20 protein-coding genes and 1 riboswitch are annotated in these 24343 nt (G+C 56.8%); of the genes, 8 read left to right on the top strand and 12 right to left on the bottom strand.

Annotated features, from left to right (window positions below; translation table 11 throughout):
- Positions 1–198 precede the first annotated feature (198 nt).
- Together murI and btuB are read right to left on the bottom strand one after the other, a co-directional pair.
- A complete protein-coding gene (gene murI, locus NWP14_RS25950; protein WP_331833593.1) occupies positions 199–1050 on the bottom strand; it encodes a glutamate racemase in 852 nt (283 codons plus the stop codon).
- Positions 995–2863: a TonB-dependent vitamin B12 receptor BtuB gene (gene btuB / locus NWP14_RS25945; RefSeq protein ID WP_331833594.1), complete on the bottom strand. Its 1869-nt coding sequence runs from the start codon at positions 2861–2863 to the stop codon at positions 995–997. The genes murI and btuB overlap by 56 nt, the downstream gene beginning before the upstream one ends.
- Before the next feature lie 65 nt (positions 2864–2928).
- A riboswitch (cobalamin riboswitch) is annotated at positions 2929–3110 on the bottom strand.
- A 115-nt stretch (positions 3111–3225) separates the two neighbouring features.
- Between btuB and trmA the strand changes: the two genes are divergently transcribed.
- A complete protein-coding gene (trmA, locus tag NWP14_RS25940; protein ID WP_095105428.1) occupies positions 3226–4326 on the top strand; it encodes a tRNA (uridine(54)-C5)-methyltransferase TrmA in 1101 nt (366 codons plus the stop codon).
- A 55-nt stretch (positions 4327–4381) separates the two neighbouring features.
- Here the strand turns inward: trmA and NWP14_RS25935 are convergent, their stop codons facing one another.
- Both NWP14_RS25935 and fabR read right to left on the bottom strand, forming a co-directional pair.
- Positions 4382–4741 (bottom strand): YijD family membrane protein, encoded by a 360-nt coding sequence (locus NWP14_RS25935; RefSeq protein WP_045853643.1) that lies wholly within the window; start codon positions 4739–4741, stop codon positions 4382–4384.
- A 15-nt stretch (positions 4742–4756) separates the two neighbouring features.
- Complete coding sequence (gene fabR / locus NWP14_RS25930) at positions 4757–5392, bottom strand: HTH-type transcriptional repressor FabR (protein WP_095105424.1); 636 nt, start codon at positions 5390–5392, stop codon at positions 4757–4759.
- 195 nt (positions 5393–5587) lie between these two features.
- On the opposite strand from fabR, the gene sthA reads away from it, so the two are divergent.
- Complete coding sequence (sthA, locus tag NWP14_RS25925; protein WP_095105418.1) at positions 5588–6988, top strand: Si-specific NAD(P)(+) transhydrogenase; 1401 nt, start codon at positions 5588–5590, stop codon at positions 6986–6988.
- Here sthA and oxyR read toward each other — a convergent pair.
- The 4 genes from oxyR to argC all read right to left on the bottom strand — a co-directional run bounded on the left by oxyR (position 6971) and on the right by argC (position 11399).
- The gene (gene oxyR / locus NWP14_RS25920) at positions 6971–7888 is read right to left on the bottom strand and encodes a DNA-binding transcriptional regulator OxyR (RefSeq protein ID WP_095105414.1); all 918 of its coding nucleotides are present in this window, start codon (positions 7886–7888) and stop codon (positions 6971–6973) included. The genes sthA and oxyR overlap by 18 nt on opposite strands.
- A 279-nt stretch (positions 7889–8167) precedes the next feature.
- Positions 8168–9541: an argininosuccinate lyase gene (argH, locus tag NWP14_RS25915; protein ID WP_095105412.1), complete on the bottom strand. Its 1374-nt coding sequence runs from the start codon at positions 9539–9541 to the stop codon at positions 8168–8170.
- A 70-nt stretch (positions 9542–9611) separates the two neighbouring features.
- Positions 9612–10388, bottom strand: coding sequence for an acetylglutamate kinase (gene argB / locus NWP14_RS25910; RefSeq protein WP_095105410.1), 777 nt, complete (start codon positions 10386–10388; stop codon positions 9612–9614).
- Between the two features lie 6 nt (positions 10389–10394).
- A complete protein-coding gene (gene argC / locus NWP14_RS25905) occupies positions 10395–11399 on the bottom strand; it encodes an N-acetyl-gamma-glutamyl-phosphate reductase (protein ID WP_095105408.1) in 1005 nt (334 codons plus the stop codon).
- Between the two features lie 179 nt (positions 11400–11578).
- Between argC and argE the strand changes: the two genes are divergently transcribed.
- Positions 11579–12730, top strand: coding sequence for an acetylornithine deacetylase (argE, locus tag NWP14_RS25900; RefSeq protein WP_095105406.1), 1152 nt, complete (start codon positions 11579–11581; stop codon positions 12728–12730).
- 255 nt (positions 12731–12985) lie between these two features.
- A complete protein-coding gene (gene ppc, locus NWP14_RS25895) occupies positions 12986–15637 on the top strand; it encodes a phosphoenolpyruvate carboxylase (RefSeq protein WP_095105404.1) in 2652 nt (883 codons plus the stop codon).
- A 64-nt stretch (positions 15638–15701) separates the two neighbouring features.
- Here ppc and zinT read toward each other — a convergent pair whose 3' ends face one another.
- Positions 15702–16352 carry a metal-binding protein ZinT gene (gene zinT / locus NWP14_RS25890; protein WP_095105402.1) on the bottom strand — a complete coding sequence of 217 codons (651 nt, stop codon included), beginning with the start codon at positions 16350–16352 and terminating at the stop codon, positions 15702–15704.
- 152 nt (positions 16353–16504) lie between these two features.
- Here zinT and NWP14_RS25885 point away from each other — a divergent pair, with 152 nt between their 5' ends.
- From NWP14_RS25885 to NWP14_RS25875, 3 genes are all read left to right on the top strand, one after another.
- Positions 16505–17368 (top strand): helix-turn-helix transcriptional regulator, encoded by an 864-nt coding sequence (locus tag NWP14_RS25885; RefSeq protein WP_375216210.1) that lies wholly within the window; start codon positions 16505–16507, stop codon positions 17366–17368.
- A 202-nt stretch (positions 17369–17570) separates the two neighbouring features.
- Entirely contained in the window at positions 17571–18233 is a 663-nt protein-coding gene (gene fsa / locus NWP14_RS25880) for a fructose-6-phosphate aldolase (protein WP_375216209.1), read from the top strand.
- A gap of 54 nt (positions 18234–18287) precedes the next feature.
- Positions 18288–19391: a glycerol dehydrogenase gene (locus NWP14_RS25875; RefSeq protein WP_375216208.1), complete on the top strand. Its 1104-nt coding sequence runs from the start codon at positions 18288–18290 to the stop codon at positions 19389–19391.
- A gap of 30 nt (positions 19392–19421) precedes the next feature.
- On the opposite strand, the gene metF is transcribed toward NWP14_RS25875, so the two are convergent.
- Both metF and NWP14_RS25865 read right to left on the bottom strand, forming a co-directional pair.
- Positions 19422–20312 (bottom strand): methylenetetrahydrofolate reductase, encoded by an 891-nt coding sequence (metF, locus tag NWP14_RS25870; RefSeq protein WP_095105394.1) that lies wholly within the window; start codon positions 20310–20312, stop codon positions 19422–19424.
- Positions 20313–20500: 188 nt separating this feature from the next.
- The gene (locus NWP14_RS25865; protein ID WP_375216207.1) at positions 20501–21406 is read right to left on the bottom strand and encodes a LysR family transcriptional regulator; all 906 of its coding nucleotides are present in this window, start codon (positions 21404–21406) and stop codon (positions 20501–20503) included.
- 88 nt (positions 21407–21494) lie between these two features.
- Between NWP14_RS25865 and NWP14_RS25860 the strand changes: the two genes are divergently transcribed.
- Positions 21495–21902, top strand: a complete 408-nt coding sequence (locus NWP14_RS25860; protein ID WP_095105390.1) for a carboxymuconolactone decarboxylase family protein — start codon at positions 21495–21497, stop codon at positions 21900–21902.
- 8 nt (positions 21903–21910) lie between these two features.
- Here NWP14_RS25860 and NWP14_RS25855 read toward each other — a convergent pair whose 3' ends face one another.
- Entirely contained in the window at positions 21911–24343 is a 2433-nt protein-coding gene (locus tag NWP14_RS25855; RefSeq protein WP_095105388.1) for a bifunctional aspartate kinase/homoserine dehydrogenase II, read from the bottom strand.

Genomic DNA, 24343 nt, shown 5'->3' with positions numbered 1-24343 from the left:
CTCATTCAGAGTCAAGCGTTTATTTTGCTTTTCTCCGTCGGCTTTCGCGGCTGATATTCAGCGCTGAAGCCTGCTGACCCGGCGGCGTGCTGGCCGTTGTTCCGTGTCAGTGGAGGCGCATTATAGGCAGTTCTCTGACGTTGACAAGTCCTGTTTTCAAAAAACTTTTCAACCGTCTCTTTTTTCACCAAAACGGGCCTAAACTGGCAGTTTTTCCAGCGTTTCAAAGCCGTAGCGCTGTAAAACGGGTAAAAGCTGTTCAGTTTCCGCCGTCAGCGCCATGCAGTATGCCAGGTTTGGATCGCTGGATTTCGCATCCGGCGCCTCATGTTCCAGCAGCCAGACGGTGCGACGGGCGATGGCGGCACCGGAATCAATCATTCGCGTTCCTTCCGGCATCACCTGCTGCAGCTCTTCCTGTAATAGAGGGAAATGGGTGCAGCCCAGCACCACCGTATCAGGCGGTTCGGCCATTCGCAGCCACGGGCGCAGAATACGCCGCAGTTCATCCAACGGCACCGGCTCGCCGTGCAGCTTCGCTTCCGCCAGCTCGACCAGCTCCGCGGAACCCAGCATCTCTATTTTGCATTCATTAGCAAAGCGGCTGATCAGCTCACGCGTATAGGGGCGTTTGACCGTACCGCGCGTCGCCAGCAGGCCGACGACGCCGTTAGCCGTCAAGCGGGCCGCAGGCTTAATCGCCGGAACCACGCCCACAACGGGAAAAGCAAAGCGGTCACGAAGAGCGGGAAGGGAAACGGTACTTGCGGTGTTGCAGGCAATGACGGCCAGCGCCAGCGGATAACGCTGTTGAACAGCGGTGACAATTTCAAGCACGCGCTCAACGATGAACTCTTCGCTCTTCTCCCCGTAAGGAAAAGCCACGTTATCGAAAGCGTAGATGTAATGCAGATTCGGCAGCAGCTGCCGAATCTCATTATAAACCGACAACCCACCGACGCCGGAGTCAAACACCAGCACGGTGGGACGTGGATCAGAAGGTGTAGCTGCCAGACAAGTAGTATTCTCGTCCTGCAGTTTGGTAGCCATAAGCTGTCTCGTAATCTTTATCGAACAGGTTGGCTATTTTACCACGAACTGTCAGGCGATCGGTGATCGGATACGCGGCAGATACATCAAGCGTGCTGTAGCTTGGCAAAATTCTTTGCGTATTATTGTACTGGGACGTGTTGTTATCGTAGCGCTTACCATAATACTGCCACGACACATCCATATCGACGTTAAACATCGTCCAGTCCACCTGGTACTTCGCCTGCCGCTTAGAGCGTCGGGCCAGGACTTCGCCATTATCATCATTACGCGGGTCGACATATTGCAACGTGACGCGATGGCTGAAAATACCGGTATCCACACTTCCCGTCCATTCAACGCCTTTAATCGTCGCGGCGTTGATATTGTCATACTCGCCTTCATAGGTGACAGGGTCTGAGTAGTAGGTAATCAGGTTAGTAATCTTGTAGTGATATGCGGAGAGACGCCAGTCCAGCGGTCCGGTTAGCCCTTCAAGTCCGGCTTCCCACTGCTGCGACTCTTCAGGCTTCAGGTTTGGATTTGAGTTGATGCCAAAGCGGGTCGAGCCAAACTGTTGTCCCAGCGAAGGGGCGAGGAAGCCGGTACCATAGCCCAGGGTCACACGATAGTTTTCGACAAACTCCCAGCCGGCAGTGGTCTGCCAGGTTCCGTGCCAGCCAAACTGTTCGTCGTGATCTTCGCGGCCGGAGGCTTCGAGGGTCACATCGCCAAACTGCTGCTGCCCGGTCAGATACAGGCCGGTGTTATCACGCTTGTAGGTGTCCGATAATACCGTATCCGACGAGGTCAAACGCTGCTGCTGCCAGTCTACGCCAGCGCTCACCGAGCCATGACCAACAATAAGGTTATTACCCCACTGCAGATTACGCTGGGTCATTCGATCGAGCGTGGTACCATCATTGTAACGGCCATAGATACTGCTGTAGTTGTAGTCTTTGACCTTCTGATAACTGGCGACGAGCTGTGAAGAGTAGATCCCGGAACTGTACTTCAGTCCCGCGTCCCAGCTCTGATTATAGAGCTGCTCTTCATCTGCGCTGTAGGCTGGAGTGTACGGCGGGCTTCCCAAATCGTAATCAGTGTTGTTGGTGTAACTACGACCGCGGAAGAAGCCATCAAAGCTATCGTTAAATTTATGCTCCAGGCTGCCCCAGAACGCTTTGCTACGGAAGCCGTCGCGATCCTGGTCGTGGTCCCAGGTTGAGCCTGGCTGGACGTTAAAGCCTTTGTTACCCTCATAAGAGCCGGCCACCGTGGCGACCGTATCGCCAAAGCGATGACGCAGGGTGCCATCATATTGCTGATAGCCTTCAGAACCAACGCCGGCGGTGATCTTAGATTGTTCTTTATCGGCATGGGTGATGACGTTAATCACGCCCCCCATCGCACCGGAACCATAAATAGCCGAACGCGGGCCGCGGATATACTCCACGCGCTGTACCAGCGACAGCGGTATTTGATTCAGATCGGGGTTATTCGTAATACCGGGGCGGGACATTGGGATACCATCAACCAGCACCAGCACCTGCTTCGCCTCAGTACCGCGAATAAACAGGGAAGAAGTCTGCCCCATTCCTCCATACTGTGCGACGTCAACGCCCGGCAGACGACGCATCACGTCGTTTAAATCCTTTGATTGCCAGCGATCGATATCTTCCCGGGTAACCACATCGGTCGGTGCAAGGACCGTATTGACCGGCTGTTGAAAACGATTTGCTGTCACCACTAACGTGTCTGAATTGCTGTCTTGCGCCCAGCCGGAAAATGCCGTGACGGAGAGAGCCGTCATCAGCGAAGCTTTTTTAATCATTGTAAAAGCATCCGTAACATATAAAGGATGCCGCGGGTTTCATCAGTAGCACGCGATGATAGAAACCAAATGCGACGTATACCGGCAGGTCTTCGGGCTCGGGGCGTGTTATGGATGAGGACTTCCCACCGGATATCGGCAGTGTCTGCAGATTGCGTTCATCCCACCTTCCTTACCGCTGCGCGTCAGCCCCAGATTTACACTGGGTTCCCTTTTAACTCACAGGACCGGTTACACAATGCTATAATCAGAAACATATAGAAGTCCAGACTTCTATAATTATATTTGATCCATCATCCGGGCTGGACTTCCCTGATGCTTTCCCTACAATCCCCGCGTACTTATTTTATTCAGGATGCATCATGACCCCCGAACACCTTCCAACCGAACAATATGAAGCGCAGCTGGCAGAGAAAGTCATTCGTTTGCAAAAAATGATGGCGCCTTTTGCCGCCCCGGTTCCGGAGGTTTTTCGTTCGCCGGTCAGCCACTATCGCATGCGCGCAGAGTTCCGCCTGTGGCACGATGGGGACGATCTCTACCACATTATGTTTGACCAGCAGACCAAATCGCGGATTCGCGTCGATAGCTTCCCGGCGGCCAGCGAGCTTATCAATCAGCTGATGGTCGCCATCCTCGACGGCGTGCGCGATAACCCGGTTCTGCGGCATAAGCTATTTCAGGTCGACTACCTGACGACCATGAGCAACCAGGCCGTAGTATCGCTGCTGTATCACAAAAAGCTTGGCGACGAGTGGCGTCAACAGGCGGAAGCATTACGCGACGCGCTGCGCGCGCAAAATCTCAACGTGCACCTGATTGGCCGGGCAACCAAAACGAAAATCGAGCTTGATCAGGACTACATCGACGAACGTCTGCCGGTGGCCGGTCGCGAAATGATCTACCGCCAGGTTGAGAACAGCTTCACCCAACCGAATGCGGCGATGAATATCCAGATGCTGGAGTGGGCGCTGGAGAGTACGCAAGGAGCAACCGGGGATTTACTGGAGCTGTACTGCGGTAACGGCAACTTTTCCCTGGCGCTGGCGCGTAATTTCGATCGCGTGCTGGCCACGGAAATCGCCAAACCTTCCGTCGCTGCGGCGCAGTACAACATTGCGGCCAACCATATCGATAACGTGCAGATTATCCGTATGGCGGCAGAGGAGTTTACTCAGGCAATGAACGGCGTGCGGGAGTTTAACCGCCTGCAGGGTATCGACCTGCAAAGCTATCAGTGTGAGACGATTTTTGTCGATCCGCCGCGCAGCGGGCTGGATAGCGAAACGGAGAAAATGGTACAGGCATATCCGCGAATTCTGTATATCTCCTGCAACCCGGAGACGCTGTGCCAGAACCTGGAAACCCTCAGCCAGACCCATGACATTACGCGTCTGGCGCTGTTCGATCAGTTCCCGTATACCCATCATATGGAGTGCGGCGTCTTATTAACCCGCAGGTAGGCGATTTTTACAGAACCCGGCACCACAATGCTTGCCGGGTTCTGGCGTTAAGCGGTTACTCTGCCGCCGCATCCTTCCGGTTACGCATCCGGTAGCCTATCCAGAATACCGTAATGACCGACAGCACGGCCGGGAAGAAGTTAGAGCCGATGTCCGGATACTCCGCCCGCACCACGGTGCTGTACAGCAGAACCCCGAGAATGAAACAGGCAGCAGCCAGGCCCGGCAGCCCCACGGGCATACTCCGGTTCTGATAGCGCTGGTGCAGGCAGTAGACCGTCAGCAGCAGAGACAGCACCGGGAAAATGGAAAAGGGAACAATCGAGCTGAACAATGCGGCGAAGGTTCCGTTAATCGATAAGCCAGCGATCAGCGCCAGCAGCAGCGTACCTTTATCTTGAACTGAGTGTTTCATTGCTCGTCCTTCACGTTATACGGAATGATTTGATATTTTTTCTTGTTCACGGCGATACCAGTAATACGCGCCTTTCGAGATCATTCTTAGCTGCAGCACCAGCCGTTCTTCCAGCTGTCGACGCTGTTCAAGCCCGACGTCCAGCGCCTCAGCGCCGGCGCTAAACACGATGGTGACCATCGCTTCGGCCTGCGCTTCAGTAAAGGCGCGCGGCATGTGATTTTCGATTTCTAAATAATCGGCAAGTTCCGCGATGAAATGCTGAATTTCGCGCGCCACGGCGGCACGAAACGCCGCGGAAGTCCCTGAACGTTCGCGCAACAACAGGCGAAAAGCGTTCGGGTTATTGCCGATAAACTCCATAAAGGTAGAGACCGAGGTGCGAATCACGCTGCCGCCTTTGGCAATACGCTGGCGCGCCTGGCGCATTAGCTGGCGCAGCATGAGTCCGCTCTCATCGACCATCGTCAGACCGAGCTCATCGACATCGCGAAAATGACGATAAAAGGAGGTCGGCGCGATCCCCGCCTCACGCGCAACTTCACGCAGGCTTAAGCTGGCGAAACTCCGTTCGGCGCTAAGTTGGCTAAATGCCGCTTCTACCAGCGAACGCCGGGTTTTCTCTTTTTGTAGCGCTCTTACGCCCATCACGTTGTATGAATCCTTCCAATAGCCCTGCTGGCACTATACCAGAGATAAAACTAATCGGTTTACACTGGTTTGTGAAAGATTGTTTACGAGCCGATCATGCTTTTATGCCGCAAAAAAGCACAACGATAATTGGGTTAAACTGCGGCGAATGTTATCATCGTGTTTATTTTATGTATAAAACAGGTGAGTAATGCCATGTCGCACTCTTGGGATTATGATGCAATAGTAATTGGTTCCGGCCCCGGCGGCGAAGGCGCTGCGATGGGACTGGTTAAACAGGGAGCCCGCGTTGCCGTTATTGAACGCTACCATAACGTCGGCGGTGGCTGTACCCACTGGGGAACCATCCCGTCGAAAGCGCTCCGCCACGCCGTCAGCCGTATTATCGAGTTTAACCAAAACCCTCTCTACAGCGACCATTCCCGCCTTCTTCGCTCCTCCTTCGCCGACATTCTTAACCATGCCGACAGCGTCATTAACCAGCAGACCCATATGCGTCAGGGATTCTATGAGCGCAACCACTGCGAAATCCTGCAGGGCAATGCGCACTTCGTTGATGACCATACGCTGGCCCTGGAGTGTCACGACGGCACCGTTGAAACGGTCACCGCCGAAAAATTCGTTATCGCCTGCGGCTCACGTCCGTACCATCCGACGGACGTCGATTTTTCCCATCCCCGCGTGTACGACAGCGACTCCATTCTCAGCCTTCAGCACGAACCGCGCCATGTGATCATCTACGGCGCAGGGGTCATTGGCTGCGAATACGCGTCAATCTTCCGCGGGATGGAAGTGAAGGTGGACCTGATCAACACCCGCGATCGGCTGCTGGCGTTCCTCGACCAGGAGATGTCCGACTCCCTCTCCTATCACTTCTGGAACAGCGGCGTGGTGATTCGTCACAACGAAGAGTACGAGAAGATTGAAGCCGTGGATGATGGCGTGATCATGCATCTGAAATCGGGCAAAAAACTGAAGGCAGACTGCCTGCTGTATGCCAACGGTCGTACCGGTAATACCGACTCCCTGGCGCTGGAAAATATCGGTCTGCAAACCGATAGCCGCGGCCAGCTGAAGGTGAACAGCATGTATCAGACCGCGCTGCCGCATATCTATGCCGTTGGCGACGTTATCGGCTATCCGAGCCTGGCTTCGGCCGCTTACGATCAGGGACGCATCGCCGCGCAGGCGCTGATTAAAGGCGAGGCTTCGGCCCATCTGATTGAAGATATTCCAACCGGGATCTATACCATTCCGGAAATCAGCTCAGTGGGTAAAACCGAGCAGCAGCTGACCGCCATGAAGGTCCCGTACGAAGTGGGTCGCGCACAGTTCAAGCACCTGGCGCGCGCGCAGATCGTCGGTATGAGCGTGGGAACCCTGAAAATCCTGTTCCACAGGGAAACGAAAGAGATCCTTGGCATTCATTGCTTTGGCGAGCGCGCGGCCGAAATTATTCACATCGGCCAGGCGATTATGGAGCAGAAAGGTGGCGGTAACACCATCGAGTACTTCGTCAACACCACCTTTAACTACCCGACGATGGCGGAAGCCTATCGGGTAGCCGCGTTAAATGGCTTAAACCGCCTGTTTTAACGCTTCGTCGAAATGGCCATCCATAGTGCTACGGATGGCCTCCGCCAGATGTTCATAGCGGCTGCGCAGCGGCGAACCGGGGCGATAAACCAGCCCAATGGTGCGTCGCGGCTCGGGCTTAATGCACGGAATGTACACCACGCCATCGCGCTTTCTCTCCTGCGGCACCGCTAGCGCAGGCAGCAGGGTAATACCGCTCCCGGCAGCAACCATGTTACGCAGCGTTTCAAGACTGGTGGCGCGGAAATGCGTATCTTCATCCGCACCGGCCTCGAAACAGAAGCCCATCGCCTGATCGCGCAGACAGTGGCCATCTTCCAGCATCAGCAGCTTCTCCCCGGCTAAATCGGACATCGGCACGCGGTCACGGTTGGCCCACGGGTGATCTTCGTAGATAGCCAGCATCATCGGCTCATCAAACAGCGGCACCTCAATAAAGGCTTCGCTCTCTTTAACCAGCGCCAGGATAGCGCAGTCAAGCTTGCCGCTATCCAGCTGGGCCAGCAGCTGATGGGTTTGAGCTTCATGCAGATACATTTCCAGCTTTGGAAAAGTCTGGTGCAGCATCGGGATAATCTGCGGCAGCAGATACGGGCCAATAGTTGGAATCAGGCCGATATGCAGCGGCCCGGACATCGTCTCGCCCTGTTGGCTTGCCATTTCCTTGAGCACTTTTACTTCGCGCAACACCGTACGCGCCTGATCCACCAGCAGCAGTCCAGCTTGGGTAAACAGAACCTTACGGCTGGTGCGCTCCAGCAACATAACCCCAAGCTCATCCTCCAGCTTGCGGATCTGCCCGCTAAGCGTGGGTTGGCTAACGTGGCAAGAGTCCGCGGCGCGCCGGAAGTGGCGGTGCTCGGCTAGCGCAACCAGGTATTCAAGATCGCGAATATTCATTATTCATCCTCCGTCGCCATGATAGTTCATGGCGATAGATAGCATAGCAACGAACGATTATCCCTATCAAGTTTTCTGTTCAATAATAAGCCCAGAAACGAGGCCGGTATCAGAAAATCACCGAATTGCCTCAACGTTTTCCCTAACCGAACAACTAAAGCCAACGTGAACTTTTGCGGACCTCGTGTCCGCTTTTTTTTGCATAAAAAAGCCCGAGCATCGCTCGAGCTTCTAATTTTTGGTCCCTAATACGCCCGCCGGGGCCAGCAGGCTACCGGCTTAAACCAGGCGCTGCTGCGCATCGGCGATCGCCTGCGCAACCTGCTTCGGTGAAACACCGCCTTTGGCCGCGCGCTTATCAAGACAGGATTGCAGCGACAGAATGGGGTAGACATCATCGGCAATCACGCTGCTGAATTTCTGCAGGTCCGCCAGCGCCAGCGCTTCCAGCGGCTTACCTTGAGCAATCGCCTCGACAACCGCTTCGCCGACAATATGGTGCGCTTCACGGAACGGTACGCCTTTCGCCACCAGATAATCCGCCAGCTCGGTCGCATTGGCGTAACCCTGCTGCGCCGCTTCTTCGCAACGCGGGCGCTTCACCTGAATGCCGTCCAGCACCAGTGCGGCCATATGCAGGCAATCAAGCCAGGTATCGAGGGCGTCAAACAGCCCTTCTTTATCTTCCTGCATATCTTTGTTGTAGGCCAGCGGCAGGCCTTTCAGTGTCATCATCATGCCGGTCAGCGCCCCCTGAACACGGCCGCACTTACCGCGGATCAGCTCCAGCGCGTCCGGGTTTTTCTTCTGCGGCATCAGGGATGAGCCGGAGGTCACGCGATCGGAGAGTTCAATAAAGCCCGCTTCGCCTGTATTAAAGAAAATCAGGTCTTCAGCAAAACGCGACAGGTGCACCATCCCAATCGAGGCGCCGGAAAGCAGCTCCAGAACGTGGTCACGGTCGGACACGCTATCCAGGCTATTGCGGGTCGCGGAAGCGAAGCCCAGCCAGCCGGCCAGCTGTTCACGATCGATTTCATAGGCGGTACCCGCCAGCGCGCCGCTGCCCAGCGGGCTGACGTCGAGGCGCTTCAGGGAGTCCTGCAGACGGCTTTCATCACGCGCCAGCATTTCCACATAGGCCAGACACCAGTGGGCGAACGTAACCGGCTGCGCGCGCTGCAGATGGGTGTAGCCCGGCATCACGGCATCCTGATTATTCTGCGCCGTTTCAACTAACGCGCCCTGCAGCTGACGATTCGCAGAGAGCAGCTCGGCGATAGTATCCTTGCACCACAGCTTCAGGTCAGTCGCCACCTGATCGTTGCGGCTACGGCCGGTATGCAGTTTTTTACCCAACTGGCCGACTTTGTCGATCAGCTTGCCTTCCACCCAGCTATGAATATCTTCAGCATCGCTTTCAAGGATTTGCTGCGGGTTAGCCCGCACCTCTTCCAGCAGGACGCCCAGCGCCTCTTCCAGCTCCAGCTGTTCGCCAGCGCTCAGCACGCCAACCGTCACCAGCGCTTTGGACCAGGCAACAGAGCCAATGATATCCTGCTCCGCCAGGCGATAGTCGAAGCGCAAAGAGTCGTTGAACTGTTTGAACCGCTGATCTGCTGCCTGAGTAAAACGCCCGCCCCAAAGTGCCATAATGTGCTTCCTTCAAATTTGTTTATTTCTGCCGGGAAGCCCTACGCTTCCCGTCTGCAAATGTTTTCAATCAGGCCAGAATACGCGTGCCGATCGGCGTGCCGTTAAACAGCGCCGGCAGCTGCTCCGCGTGGCGCCAGGAGGCAATATCCACCGGGCGACCCAGCGCGCGCGCCGCATCCAGCGCGGCGTTCACTTTTACGATCATGCCGTCGGTAATAATACCCTGTTCAATCAGCTGCTCCGCCTTCTCCGCGGTCATCTCCGCAATGCGCTGACCTTTGCCATCAAGGATACCGCTGACGTCGGAAAGCAGGATCAGATCGGCGCCGAGAGTCGCCGCCAGCGCGGTCGCTGCCTGATCGGCGTTGACGTTCATCAGCTGCCCTTCATCGGTAACGCCGATAGAGCTAACCACCGGCAGGTAGCCGCTCGCCAGCAGGGTATTAATCAGCGCCGGCGAGCCCGGCTGGGCCAGGCCAACGTGCCCCAGATCTTCGGCAAGCTGAGTCACCTTAACGCTATCGCCATCGCCGAGGAACAGGCCAACGCTGGCTATACCGTGCTTTTTCGCCCACGCCAGCAGCGTTTTATTGGCGGTTCCCGCCAGCGCGCCGGTAATAATGTCGATTTGATCCGCCGGCGTTACCCGCAGCCCATTTTTCTTGCTTACCGGCAGGTTAAGCTGCTTCATCAGCTCATCGACCACGCAGCCGCCGCCGTGCACGATAATCAGCGGACGCTGATGCGTTTCACGGTAATTCACCAGCGCGGTAAACAGACGCTCCAGCGCTTCTTCGCTATCCAGCAACACGCCGCCGAGTTTGATAATTAATGGGTTCATCATCACACCTTAAATAAGAGACTGCGTCTCAGCGAAGCCGAAACGAATATTCGCGCACTGTACTGCCTGCGCCGCTGCGCCTTTAAGCAGGTTATCTTCCGCCGCCACCACGATGATATGCTCATCCTGGACCGCAAAACCGATATCACAGAATGGCAGACCCACGACGTTTTTCAATGCCGGCAGCGCGTTATCGTATAAACGTACCAGCGGTTTATCGGCGTATGCCTGCTGGAAAACGGCGGCCACCTGCTCTTTGCTGACGCCCGGTTTCAGACGACAGGTGATGGTTTCCAGAATGCCGCGCTTAAAGTTGCCCAGATGCGGAGTAAAAATAACCTCAGCACCAAGGTGAGTAGAGATTTCCGGGTGGTGACGATGGTTGAAAACACCGTACGGCTGCAGGCTCACTTCACAGAAGCTGTTGCCGATCGCCGCCTTACGGCCCGCTCCGCTAACGCCGCTGGTCGCGTTGATCACCGGCCACTGGTTAAGATCCAGCAGCCCGGCATCGATCAGCGGTTTTAACGACAGCTGGGCTGCGGTCGGGTAGCAGCCCGGAACGGCGACTAAATTTGCCTCTTTAAGCCGCTCGACGCTCCACTCGGCCAGGCCATATACCGCCTGCTCAAGCAACGCCGGATGCTGATGAGTAAAGCCGTAATATTTCTCGTAGAAAGCGCCGTCGTTCACGCGGAACGCGCCGGAGAGATCGAACACCACGCAGCCGGCGGCGAGAAACTGCGGCGCCAGGTCGTGGCTCACTTCATGGGCGGTTGCAAGGAAGACGACATCCACCCCGGCGCTAAATTCGCTGATATCTGACATTGGCTGCAGCGGCAGATCGACAATACCTTTCAGCTGCGGATGTAAATCGGAAATCAATTTCCCCGCATCATTACTTTGCGAGGAGACCGTCAAAGCGGTTATGGTCATATGAGGATGGCGATTTACATAGGTCACTAGCTCTGCGCCGGCATAACCGCTGGCACCCACTATCAGCGTATTCAACATTGGGGCTCTTCACCTTCTTACATCTGTTTGCCTGGGAAGACCGTTATCTTCCTCACCCTGTTAAGCCGTAAGAGTATTTCCTTACATTAGATGGGTTTTCTTACGCTCAACGATAATGTATTTTTATTCACAAATACTGCATGAATATTGATACTATCATGACCCGAGGTGTGTCAACAATGAAAAACAATTTACCACCGTTTATCGAGATTTACCGCGCATTGATCGCCACACCCTCCATCAGCGCAACCGAAGAGTCGCTGGATCAAAGCAATGAGACTTTAATCAATTTGCTGGCAGGCTGGTTTCGTGAAATTGGCTTCAATGTCGAAGTTCAGCCGGTACCGGATACGCGCAATAAATTTAACATGCTGGCCAGTACCGGCCAGGGCGCCGGCGGCCTGCTGCTCGCCGGGCATACCGATACCGTGCCGTTCGATGATGGCCGCTGGACCCGCGATCCGTTCGCCCTCACCGAGCATGACAACAAGCTTTACGGTCTCGGCACCGCCGACATGAAGGGCTTCTTCGCCTTTATTCTTGACGCCCTGCGCGATGTTGATGTCAGTAAACTCAAAAAACCGCTCTATATTCTGGCTACCGCCGATGAAGAGACCAGCATGGCCGGGGCCCGCTACTTTGCCGAAACCACCCGCCTGCGCCCGGATTGCGCGATTATCGGCGAACCAACGTCCCTGCAGCCGGTGCGAGCGCACAAGGGCCATATCTCCACCGCCGTGCGCGTTCAGGGCCAGTCCGGCCACTCCAGCGATCCGGCGCGCGGAGTTAACGCCATTGAACTCATGCACGACGCCATTGGCCGCATCATGCAGCTGCGCGATGTGCTGAAAGAGCGCTATCACTTTGCCGCCTTCACCGTACCGTACCCGACGCTCAACCTCGGCTCGATTCACGGCGGCGACGCATCTAACCGCATCTGCGCCTGCTGCGAGCTGCATATGGATATTCGTCCGCTGCCGGGTATGACGCTCAACGATCTCAACGGACTGCTGGATGAAGCGCTGGCGCCGGTCAGCGAACGCTGGCCGGGTCGTTTAACCGTTAGCGAACTCCATCCGCCGATCCCCGGCTATGAGTGCCCGCCGGATCATCAGCTCGTGCAGGTGGTGGAAAAACTGCTCGGCGCACAAACCGAAGTCGTTAACTACTGCACCGAAGCGCCGTTTATCCAGACCATCTGCCCGACGCTGGTCCTCGGCCCTGGCTCAATCAACCAGGCCCACCAGCCGGATGAGTTTCTGGAAACCCGGTTTATTAAGCCTACCCGCGAGCTTATCAGCCAGGTGGTCCATCATTTCTGCTGGCACTAAAATCGCTCTTTTCCCGCCCTTTAGCCAGGGGCGGGACAGTGACAATTGTCACATTCCCATAAGCAATGCTTATCAAGCGACCTCTGAGTTAAATTTCGCAAATTGCCGCCATTTATTCGTTTGCTGAAGCGATTTCGCAACAATTGACGTGGGGGTTTTTACGTGGCTTTATAAAAGACGGCTGCTTATCCGCGGCTCATCGTTGCCGAGTAGCGGATATAACAAAATAAAATGAGATGGGGTGTCTGGGGTAACATGAACGAACAATATTCCGCTTTGCGTAGTAATGTCAGTATGCTCGGTAAAGTGCTGGGCGATACCATCAAGGATGCACTTGGAGAGAACATTCTTGATCGTGTCGAAACTATCCGTAAATTGTCCAAGTCTTCACGCGCGGGCAATGAAGCCAATCGCCAGGAACTGCTCACCACGCTGCAAAACTTGTCCAACGATGAGCTGCTGCCGGTAGCACGCGCCTTCAGCCAGTTTCTGAACCTGGCCAATACCGCTGAGCAGTACCACAGCATTTCGCCAAACGGCGAAGCGGCCAGCAATCCGGAAGTGATTGCCCGTACCCTGAGAAAGCTCAAAGGCCAATCCCATCTCAACGAAGACACCATTAAAAAAGCGGTGGAGTCGCTGTCGCTGGAGCTGGTGTTAACCGCCCACCCGACCGAAATCACCCGCCGCACGCTGATCCACAAAATGGTGGAAGTGAATAACTGCCTGAAGCAGCTCGATAACAAAGAGATCGCTGACTACGAGCACCACCAGCTGATGCGCCGCCTGCGCCAGCTGATCGCCCAGTCATGGCACACCGATGAAATCCGTAAATATCGCCCGACGCCGGTTGACGAGGCGAAATGGGGCTTTGCGGTCGTCGAAAACAGCCTGTGGGAAGGCGTGCCGAACTACCTGCGCGAGCTGAACGAACAGCTGGAAGAAAACCTCGGCTATCAGCTGCCGGTTGACTTCGTCCCGGTGCGCTTCACCTCCTGGATGGGCGGTGACCGCGACGGTAACCCAAACGTAACCTCCGATATCACCCGCCACGTGCTGCTGCTCAGCCGCTGGAAAGCCACCGATCTGTTCCTCAAAGACGTCCAGCTGCTGATTTCCGAGCTGTCGATGGTCGAGTGTACCGACGAACTGCGCGAGATGGCCGGCGCCGAAGGGGCGCAGGAGCCGTACCGCTATCTGATGAAAAAGCTGCGTACCCAGCTGATGGATACGCAGTCCTGGCTGGAAGCTCGCCTGAAAGGACAGAAGCTGCCGAAACCCGCCGGCCTGATTACCCAAAACGAACAGCTGTGGGAGCCGCTTTATGCCTGCTATAAATCCCTGCAGGCCTGCGGCATGGGCATTATCGCCAACGGTGAGCTGCTCGATACCCTGCGCCGCGTGAAGTCGTTCGGCGTGCCGCTGGTACGTATCGACATCCGTCAGGAAAGCACCCGCCATACCGAAGCGCTGGGCGAAATGACCCGCTATCTCGGTATCGGCGATTATGAAAGCTGGTCAGAAGCCGACAAGCAGGCATTCCTGATCCGCGAGCTGAACTCCAAGCGCCCGCTGCTGCCACGCCAGTGGGAGCCAAGCAATGAAACCCGCGAAGTTCTCGATACCTGCAGAGTGATCGCCGAAGCGCCGCACGGATCCATTGCCGCTTACGTGATCTCCATGGCGAAGACGCCGTCTGACGTGCTGGCCGTGCACCTGCTGCTCAAAGAAGCCGGTATTGGCTTCGCGCTGCCGGTTGCTCCGCTGTTTGAAACCCTGGACGATCTGAATAACGCCAACGACGTGATGACCCAGCTGCTGAATATCGACTGGTATCGCGGCTTTATTCAGGGCAAGCAGATGGTCATGATCGGCTATTCTGACTCAGCGAAAGATGCGGGCGTCATGGCCGCTTCCTGGGCGCAATACCAGGCTCAGGACGCGCTGATCAAAACCTGCGAAAAAGCCGGTATTGAGCTGACGCTGTTCCACGGTCGCGGCGGTTCTATCGGCCGCGGCGGCGCCCCGGCGCACGCGGCGCTTCTTTCTCAGCCTCCAGGCAGCCTGAAAGGCGGTCTGCGCGTCACCGAGCAGGGCGAAATGATCCGCTTCAAGTTCGGCCTGCCGGAAGTCACCATCAGCAGCCTGTCGCTGTATACCAGCGCCATTCTCGAAGCAAACCTGCTGCCGCCGCCGGAACCCAAACCGGAGTGGCGCGATATCATGGCCGAGCTGTCCGACATTTCTTGTGAAATGTACCGCGGCTACGTTCGTGAAAATAAAGACTTCGTACCTTACTTCCGCTCCGCCACTCCGGAGCAGGAGCTGGGCAAACTGCCGCTCGGCTCACGCCCGGCGAAACGCCGTGCTACCGGCGGGGTAGAATCACTGCGCGCAATCCCGTGGATCTTCGCCTGGACGCAGAACCGCCTGATGCTGCCGGCCTGGCTGGGTGCCGGCGCCGCGCTGCAGAAAGTGGTGGAAGATGGCAAACAGAACGAGCTGGAAACCATGTGTCGCGACTGGCCATTCTTCTCAACCCGTCTTGGGATGCTGGAAATGGTGTTCTCGAAGGCCGACCTGTGGCTGGCGGAATATTACGATCAGCGCCTGGTGAAACCAGAGCTGTGGGGCCTCGGCAGCGAGCTGCGCGAGCTGTTGTCTTCAGGGATCAACGTGGTGCTCGATATCGCCAACGATTCTCACCTGATGGCCGATCTGCCGTGGATTGCCGAGTCTATCCAGTTACGTAATATCTATACCGACCCGCTGAACGTCCTGCAGGCCGAGCTGCTGCACCGTTCACGTCTGGCGGAAGAGCAGGGCAAGGATCCGGACCCGCGCGTTGAGCAGGCGCTGATGGTCACCATCGCGGGCGTTGCTGCTGGTATGCGTAACACCGGCTAACCTCCGCCCTTCGTCAGCATAAATCCCCGGATAGCGCCGTACGCGCCCTATCCGGGGATTTTTATTAATGGTGCAGCATCTCGTCGACAATTTGCTCTTTATGCAGCGCATAAGGGTAGTACGTCGGCCAGTTGTCCATCTCTTTCAGCAGGGACTCGTGCGAATCATTCCCCATAAAGATATGAAAATGCTGTGATTTTCTCGGGCCAATCGTATGATCGCTAAACTGAACGAATTTTGGCGCTTTCGAGTCTGCCTGCTGGCATTCAAATAAATAACGCACGCCTTTCTTGCCGGAAGCATAGTGCAGGATCTTATAGCCGGAATAGGCGTATCGGCAGGCGTTAACGTCTTTCCCGACGTGGAACTCCATCACGTTGTCTTCAATCCCAATTTGATCAACGTCGGTGGCGTACCCCTTCTTATAATATTCCCGATACTCGGCGACGCTTTTCCCCCCCGCTTTTTTGGCCTTCTGCTCCAGCACCGGATCCAGGTCCCCATTAAGCAGATACGGATTCACCGATTGCCAGATTCCATCCCAGTCGCTTAACGGGCGATCCTTGACGTCTTTATCGGCGAAAATGCCTTCGCTCGCCTTAACTTCCGCCTCCGTCAATGCGGGGCCGTGGCTGTGGTGGCCGTGGGCAAAAGCCTGGCTACCGGCCAGCAGCATGCCGACGCCGAGCGCAAATGCGGGTATCTTTCTGGTCATTACTCTCTCCTGAGTTAACTTTTGCAATCGATGGTTACGATATAACATAACATTTATATTGTGCAACATCTGATGCGCGGAGATCCGCCTGACTTTTGCCCTTCCCGCGATGTCGGGTATGATAAAAACGTGGGGCTTTTTAAGGAGCAGGAATGGACGGCCATCTCAGTCAGCACATTGACGCTTTAATTAAAGGCCCGACGGCAATCAGGCAGGTTCGCTTTACCACGGAGCATCGCCCGGCCTCCGGGCTGGCGCTGCAGGTCGATTTTCCGCGCCTCGACGTTATCCTCGAAGGCCAGCGCGGCGATCCCGGCATCAAGGCCGAGCCGGCGCTGCTTGCCCGCTATGATGTGCTGTATATCCCCGCAGGCGGCTGGAATCTTCCGCAGTGGCAGGCGCCCTGCACCGCGTTGAGCATTCAGTTTGGTAAGCAGCAGCTGGAGTTCACCCTCCAGCGCTGGGACGGCAAGACGCTGCATATTGAAGAAAGAGTGCAGACGCCGCGCCGCGGCCCTCGCGTGGGCTCCTTTCTGCTGCAGGCTCTCAATGAAATGCAGATGCAGCCGCAGGAGCAGCAAACGGCGCGCTACATCGTGATCGGCCTGCTAAGCCACTGCGCCGATCTTCTCGGCAGCCAGGTTCAAACCTCTTCCCGCAGCCAGGCGCTGTTTGAAGCCATCCGAAAATATATCGATGCTCGCTTCGCCGAACCCTTAACCCGTGAGTCGGTCGCCGAGGAGTTTTACCTCTCCCCCAACTATCTCTCCCATCTGTTCCAGAAATGCGGCCCCATGGGCTTTAACGAATACCTGAACCACGTTCGTCTCGAACAGGCCCGAATGCTGCTAAAGGGCCATGATATGAAGGTTAAGGATGTCGCCCACGCCTGCGGCTTTGCCGACAGTAACTACTTCTGCCGCCTGTTTCGTAAAAATACCGAACGCTCGCCGTCAGAATATCGTCGCCAGTATCATAGCCAGCTGACGGAAAAGCATCCGCCGGCGGAAAACTAGATTTTTGTAAGTTCTCCCTGTCAGCCATCCCCACGGATCTCTCCAGGAACGCCAGGCACAGGCGGATAAACGTGATCTAAGTCACCCTTACCCGCAATGCGTACATTTATCCAGTTTTTGGCAAATTTGTCATCTGGCGACCCGCCGGGCAGAGGCCGTATTCTTATCTCAACGTCACTGAATTGAGAATTGAGGAAAGGCTATGGAACTCTATCTGGACACCGCGAACGTAGCAGAAGTTGAACGCCTGGCACGCATCTACCCGCTGGCCGGAGTAACCACCAACCCCAGCATCATCGCGGCGGGAAAAACGTCGGTTTGGGACGTTCTGCCGCGCCTGCAAAAAGCCGTTGGCCCGGATGGGGTCCTGTTTGCCCAGACCATGAGCCGCGACGCGCAGGGCATGGTTGAAGAAGCAAAACGCCTGAGTAACGCCATACCCGGCATTGTGGTAAAAATCCCGGTCACCGCCGAAGGCCTCGCCGCGATAAAGCTGCTGAAAAAAGAGGGTATCACCACGCTCGGTACCGCGGTCTACAGCGCCTCTCAGGGTGTGCTGGCGGCGCTGGCCGGGGCAAAATACGTCGCGCCTTACGTCAACCGCGTTGACGCCCAGGGCGGCGATGGCATCCGTATGGTGCAGGAGCTGCAGACCCTGCTGGAGCTGCACGCGCCGGGCAGCAAAGTCCTGGCCGCCAGCTTTAAAACCCCGCGCCAGGCGCTGGACTGCCTGCTGGCCGGGTGTGAAGCTATCACCCTTCCTTTAGATGTAGCGCAACAAATGCTCGGCACGCCTGCGGTAGAATCAGCAATAGAGAAGTTTGAGCACGACTGGAGTAGCGCTTTTGGAAATCTGAACCTGTAACCCGATCGGCTAACCGCCCGAGGGCGGTATCACGGTCATCCAGGAGGAATAGAAATGGATCGCATCATTCAATCGCCAGGCAAATACATTCAGGGTGCAAATGCTATCACCCGCCTCGGTGGCTATCTCAAACCGCTGGCCGAGCGCTGGCTTATCGTTGGCGACAAGTTTGTGCTGGGCTTTGCCGAAGAAAAGCTGCGTCAAAGCCTGACCGAAGCCGACCTTGTCGCCGAAATCGCCCCGTTCGGTGGCGAATGCTCACATAATGAAATCAATCGCTTGCGCGATATTGCAGGCTCAGCCCGCTGCAATGCCGTGCTGGGTATCGGCGGCGGAAAAACGCTGGATACCGCAAAAGCATTAGCACATTTTATGAATCTACCGGTGGTGATTGCCCCAACCATCGCCTCCACCGACGCCCCCTGCAGCGCGCTCTCGGTTATCTATACCGACGAGGGCGAGTTCGACAGCTATCTGATGCTGCCGCGCAACCCAAACATGGTTATTGTTGATACCCAGATTGTTGCCGGCGCTCCGCCACGCCTGCTGGCGGCCGGTATCGGCGACGCGCTGGCCACCTGGTTTGAAGCCCGCGCCTGTTCGCGCAGCGGCGCTACCACCATGGCCGGCGGTAAGTGCACGCAGGCGGCGCTGGCGCTGGCTGAACTGTGCTACCACACGCTGATTGAAGAGGGTGAAAAAGCGATGCTGGCGGCGGAGCAGCATGTTGTCACGCCTGCGCTGGAAAAAGTTATCGAGGCCAACACCTATCTCAGCGGCGTCGGTTTTGAAAGCGGCGGCCTCGCCGCCGCGCACGCGATTCACAACGGCCTGACCGCCCTGCCGGACGCCCATCATTACTATCACGGAGAAAAGGTTGCCTTCGGAACGCTGACGCAGCTGGTGCTGGAAAACGCGCCGGTAGAAGAGATTGAAACCGCCGCCGCTCTGTGTCACAGCGTGGGCCTGCCGCTCACCCTGGCCCAGCTGGATATCAAAGAGGATATTCCGCGTAAAATGCGGATCGTCGCCGAAGCCGCCTGCGCAGAGGGAGAAACTATCCATAATATGCCTGGCGGAGCCACGGCGGATCAGGTCTACGCCGCGCTGCTGGTCGCTGACCAGTACGGGCAACGTTTCCTGGAGGAGTGGGAATAAACAAAAAAGGCCCTCGAAGAGGGCCTTTTTTTACACCGCCGGGCGCACGCCCAGCGTGTGGCAAATCGCGTAGCTCATCTCCGCGCGGTTTAAAGTGTAAAAGTGAAAATCCTTCACCCCTTCGCGGCTTAAAATTTTGACCATATCCATGGCGATGTTCGCCCCCACCAGCTGGCGAGTTTCCGCATCATTATCCAGACCTTCGAACATTTTCGACATCCACGTTGGAATACGCACGTTGGTCATGTCGGCAAATTTCTTCGCCTGCTTGAAGTTGGATACCGGCAGAATGCCCGGGATAATTTCAACATCAATCCCCGCGGAGACGCAGCGATCGCGAAAACGCAGGTAGCTTTCAACATCAAAGAAGAACTGGGTAATCGCCCGGTTCGCGCCAGCATCGACCTTACGCTTCAGGTTCAGGAGATCCGCCTGGGCGCTTTTCGCTTCCGGATGGACTTCCGGATAAGCCGCAACGGAGATATCAAAATCGCCCACTTCTTTCAGCAGCGTAACCAGGTCCGCAGCGTACATATCCGGCTTACCGCTACCCGGCGGCAGGTCGCCGCGTAGGGCGACGATATGGCGGATCCCGTTGTTCCAGTAATCCTGAGCAATTGTGCGCAGCTCGTCGCGGCTGGCGTCGATACAGGTCAGGTGCGGCGCCGCCTCAAGGCCGGTACGTTCTTTGATACCTTTGATGATGCTGTGGGTACGGTCGCGTTCACCGGAGTTAGCCCCGTACGTCACTGAAACAAATTTTGGCTTCAGGCTGCTTAAGCGATCGATGGATTTCCACAGGGTTTGCTCCATTTCACTGGTCCGCGGCGGAAAGAATTCAAAAGACACATTAATCTGGCCCTGCACTTCTGCCAGGCTCTGATTCAGGGCTTCCCGCTGATTGGCGTGAAAAAAGCTCATACCTTACCTCATCAATCGCATTTTATTGTTTGTCGTGTTGCGAACTTCTATACGTTTAGACGTCCAGATGTAAAAATGACGGAAAAGAGCCCGGGCGTCAACAGAAAAATCAGCGTAAAGAGTGAGGAATATTCAGGGAAGATGAAATTAGTTCACGTCATTTCGGCTAAACGCCGTAGGGTTTGGCGCTAAGCTAATGATTCTTCAAGCACAGGGATCAGCCACGCAAGCAAAGCGTCATTCTGCGGCAGCGTTACCACGCCTAACGCCAGCGGAAAATGCAGGCTGGCCCCATCCAGCGGATGAAATACCACGCCCTGACGCTGGATAGCGGCAAAGGATGCCGGCAGCAAAATCATCCCCTCCCCGCGCGCGATGCGGGCCAGCAGAACGTCATGTTCTACGGGCTCTTCCACGTAGGCAGGCGTATACCCCGCGCGTTCAAACATCCGTCGGGTGTAGTCAAAAAATGCCGGATTGCGCTCGCGTTTAAACCAAAACAGCGGCCGATGGTTAAAGTCCCTTAGAGCCAGTCCGGCGACGCTGGATTCCGGCCATGACGCCGGCAGCGCGGCGATCAGCGGCTCCTGATAGGGCAAGGGGGATAAAATCAGCCCGCTGGCATCAAGGGGAAGCGCCACCAGCGCCGCGTCCAGCCGGCCCTTGCGCACCTGCTGCGCCAGGGATGGCGAGCCGTGACGGCTAATCTGCAAAGTGCGGGCATTATCCCTCAGCGCAGCTTCAGCGGCGGTAAAGACCCCCTGTTCAAAGGCGGTTGTCAGCCCGAGCCGCAGCGGCGGCTGCCCGCTATCAGACAGCTGGCCCAGGGCGGTTAAGGTTTGTTCCTGTAGCGCCAGCAGAGGGCGAATCATATCCAGCACCCGCTGCCCGTCCTCGGTCAGGATCAGGCCCCGGGTATGGCGCACGAATAGCGCGGTTCCCAGCTGCTCTTCCAGGTGACGGATATGACGGCTAAGCGGCGGCTGTGAGATAAATAAGCGCTGCGCCGCCCGGCTAATATTGTTCTCCTCCGCCACCACGGCAAAATAGCGCAGCAGACGAAGATCCAGAGAATAGAGGCGTAAATTTGTCATACCGAAAAGGTATCACGAAAAGGGTATTACTCAAGCCCGGCAAACTTTCTTAACCTCCTCATCACACCCCACATTATGAGGAAAGATCGTGACTTCAGAACGTTTTACTACCGGTATGGAAATGCTGCAGCGCGTTGACGGTAAGGGCGGCGAAGCCGTCGTTAACAGCCTGAGCGACATCGCCCCTGATTTTGCCCGCTTTCTGGTTGAGTTCCCTTTTGGCGATATTTACGCAAGACCCGGGCTCGATTTGCGCAGTCGTGAAATCGCCACCATTGCCGCGCTGACCGCTTTAGGCAATGCTGCCCCGCAGCTAAAGGTGCACATCGCAGCCGGACTGCACGTCGGCCTGACGCAGGAAGAGATCGTTGAAGCGATCATGCAGATGGCGGTCTATGCCGGATTCCCGGCCGCCCTGAACGGGCTGTTTGCCGCCAAAGAGGTGTTCGCCAGGCCTGGCGGAAAGAGAGACCGGACGGGCGCCCGGCCTCTCTGATACGGAGACTACAGCAGCTGCGCCAGGCGATTAATATCCGATTGAATCGCGCCAGCGGTAACATCGCGCCCCGCGCCCGGGCCGCGGATCACCAGCGGGTTATCACGATACCAGCGGCTGTCGATAGCAAACACGTTATCGCACGGCAGCAGTGCCGCCAGCGGATGCTCCTGGCGCACGGCTTCAACGCCAACGCGCGCCTTGCCGTTGGCGTCGAAACGCGCGACATAGCGCAGGACCAGGCCCATTTCACGGGCGGCCTCAAGGCGCTGTAGCATCTGCTCGTTCAGCTCTTCGCCATTCTCAAAGAAGTGATCGACGGACCCTTCTTCGCAGTGCGCCGGCACCAGCGATTCAACGCGCACCTGATCAGGCTCGATATCATAGCCCGCCTCACGCGCGAGGATCACCAGCTTACGCATCACGTCTTTACCCGAAAGGTCAACGCGCGGATCCGGTTCAGTCAGCCCCTGCTGCCATGCCTGATCGACCAGGTCAGTAAAGGGTACCGTCCCGTCAAACTGCAGGAACAGCCAGGAGAGCGTCCCGGAGAAAATACCGCTCAGCGCCAGAATGGTATCGCCGCTATCGATCAGATCGCGCACCGTGTGGTTTACCGGCAGTCCGGCGCCGACGGTCGCGTTGTACAGCCAATGACGCCCCGTTTTCTCAAACGCGTCGTGGATCTGGCGGTACTTATCGCTGCTGCTGGCCCCGGCCAGCTTATTGGCGCTGATCACGTGGAAGCCGTGGCTGGCAAAATCAAGATACTGATCGGCCAGCTGCGCGCTGGCGGTCACGTCCAGCACCACTAAATCATCATACGGGTGGGCACGCATCCACAGGAACAGCGATTCTTCATCCTGCTCAACGGCTTCATCATGGAAGAAGGCCAGCGCGCGGCTGGCGTCCAGCCCTTCATAATTCAGCAGGCTGCGGCGGCTATCCACCACCCCGGCGAGGACAAACTCAAAGCCGGTGCGGGCGGAAAGCGTGGTTTGCTCGCGGGCAAACAGCTCCAGCCAGCGGGAACCGATGTTGCCTTTACCAAAGAGCACCAGACCAATACGCTTTTCCGCGCGGAACAGCGACTGGTGCAGACCCTGAATCAGGCTCTCCGTTGGGCCCGCGCGCAGCACGGCAACCAGGCTAATCCCCTCTTCAGATTGCCAGGTAAACTCGACAGGCTGCCCCTTCAGCTGCTGCCAGAAGCGGTGGCAGTGCAGCGGATTGCGGGTGACGCCCGCGCCAACCATCGCCACCAGCGCCAGCTTCTGGCGCAAACGCAGCTCGCCCGGTAAACCGGCTTCATCGAGCAGCCTCAGCGCGCTGTCCGCCACTTCAGCGGTATAGCAGAACTGCAGCAGCTTGCGGTCGGCATGGACGCCAACGGCCAGCGGGCGCAGCTGAGCGCGTTTAAAGATCAGATCCAGCTCCTTGTGCGCCAGCTTGAAATCCTGGCCCGCGGGAACCTGGAACTCAATCAGGCACACGTCGTCATGGCTGGTGACAATTCGCGCCCCGGTCCCGGAGGCCAGAACGCGTTCAATACGCGTAGAACCCTGATCGGGCGTGTAGCTGCAGCGCAGCTGCAGATCGATATCGCTGCCGGAGACCGGCTGGAGCGTACGCGCATGCAGAACCGGCGCCGCCAGGCGAGCCAGCTCGCTGGCCTCATCCAGGCGCAGCAGCGGCAGCAGGCAGGCATCCTTCACTTTACGCGGGTCAGCGCTATAGACGCCGGCGACATCGCTCCAGATAGTGACGCGGGACGCGCCGGCAAGGGCACCAATTTGGGTCGCGGAATAGTCGGAGCCGTTACGTCCCAGCAGCACGGTTTCTCCGGCGTTGTTACGCGAGATAAAGCCGGTTACCACCAGACGTTTGTTCGGATGCTGCGCCATGAGCTGCTGCAGCAGCGGGTAGGATAAACCTTCATCCACCTGCGGCTGTGCCGAACGCTCGGCGCGCAGGAAGCTACGCGCATCAAGCCACGCGGCTTCCAGCCCCAGCTGATTGAGAACCGCAGCCATCAGGCGCGCGGACCAGACTTCGCCGTGGCCAACCACCTCAGCGTATACCGCATCGGTGACGCCGCTATCCAGTAAACCCGCCAGTCGTTCAAGATCGTGAATGAAGGTCGCGATAAGCGTGTCGGCAGCGTCTGCCGACAGCAGACCGGAGATCAGCTCCATCTGATAACGACGCAGCGACTGCTGTACCTGATGCGCAGAGAGGCGATCGGTCTGGCTGAGCTTCAGCCAGCTAATCAGCTGGTTGGTGGTGCTGCCGGCGGCGGAGACAACCATCATATCGCCAGCCTGCGAGTATTCCGTCATGATCCCCGCGACGCGCAGGTAACATTTCGCATCCGCTAAACTACTCCCACCAAATTTGTGCAGCTGACGACCCTTCGCCCCTGCCTGCGCAATCACACTCAT

It is taken from the genome of Klebsiella sp. C349492 (genome assembly GCF_042055345.1).
Lineage (GTDB): Bacteria > Pseudomonadota > Gammaproteobacteria > Enterobacterales > Enterobacteriaceae > Klebsiella > Klebsiella scottii.
This window is presented reverse-complemented; position numbering and strand designations above follow the sequence as displayed.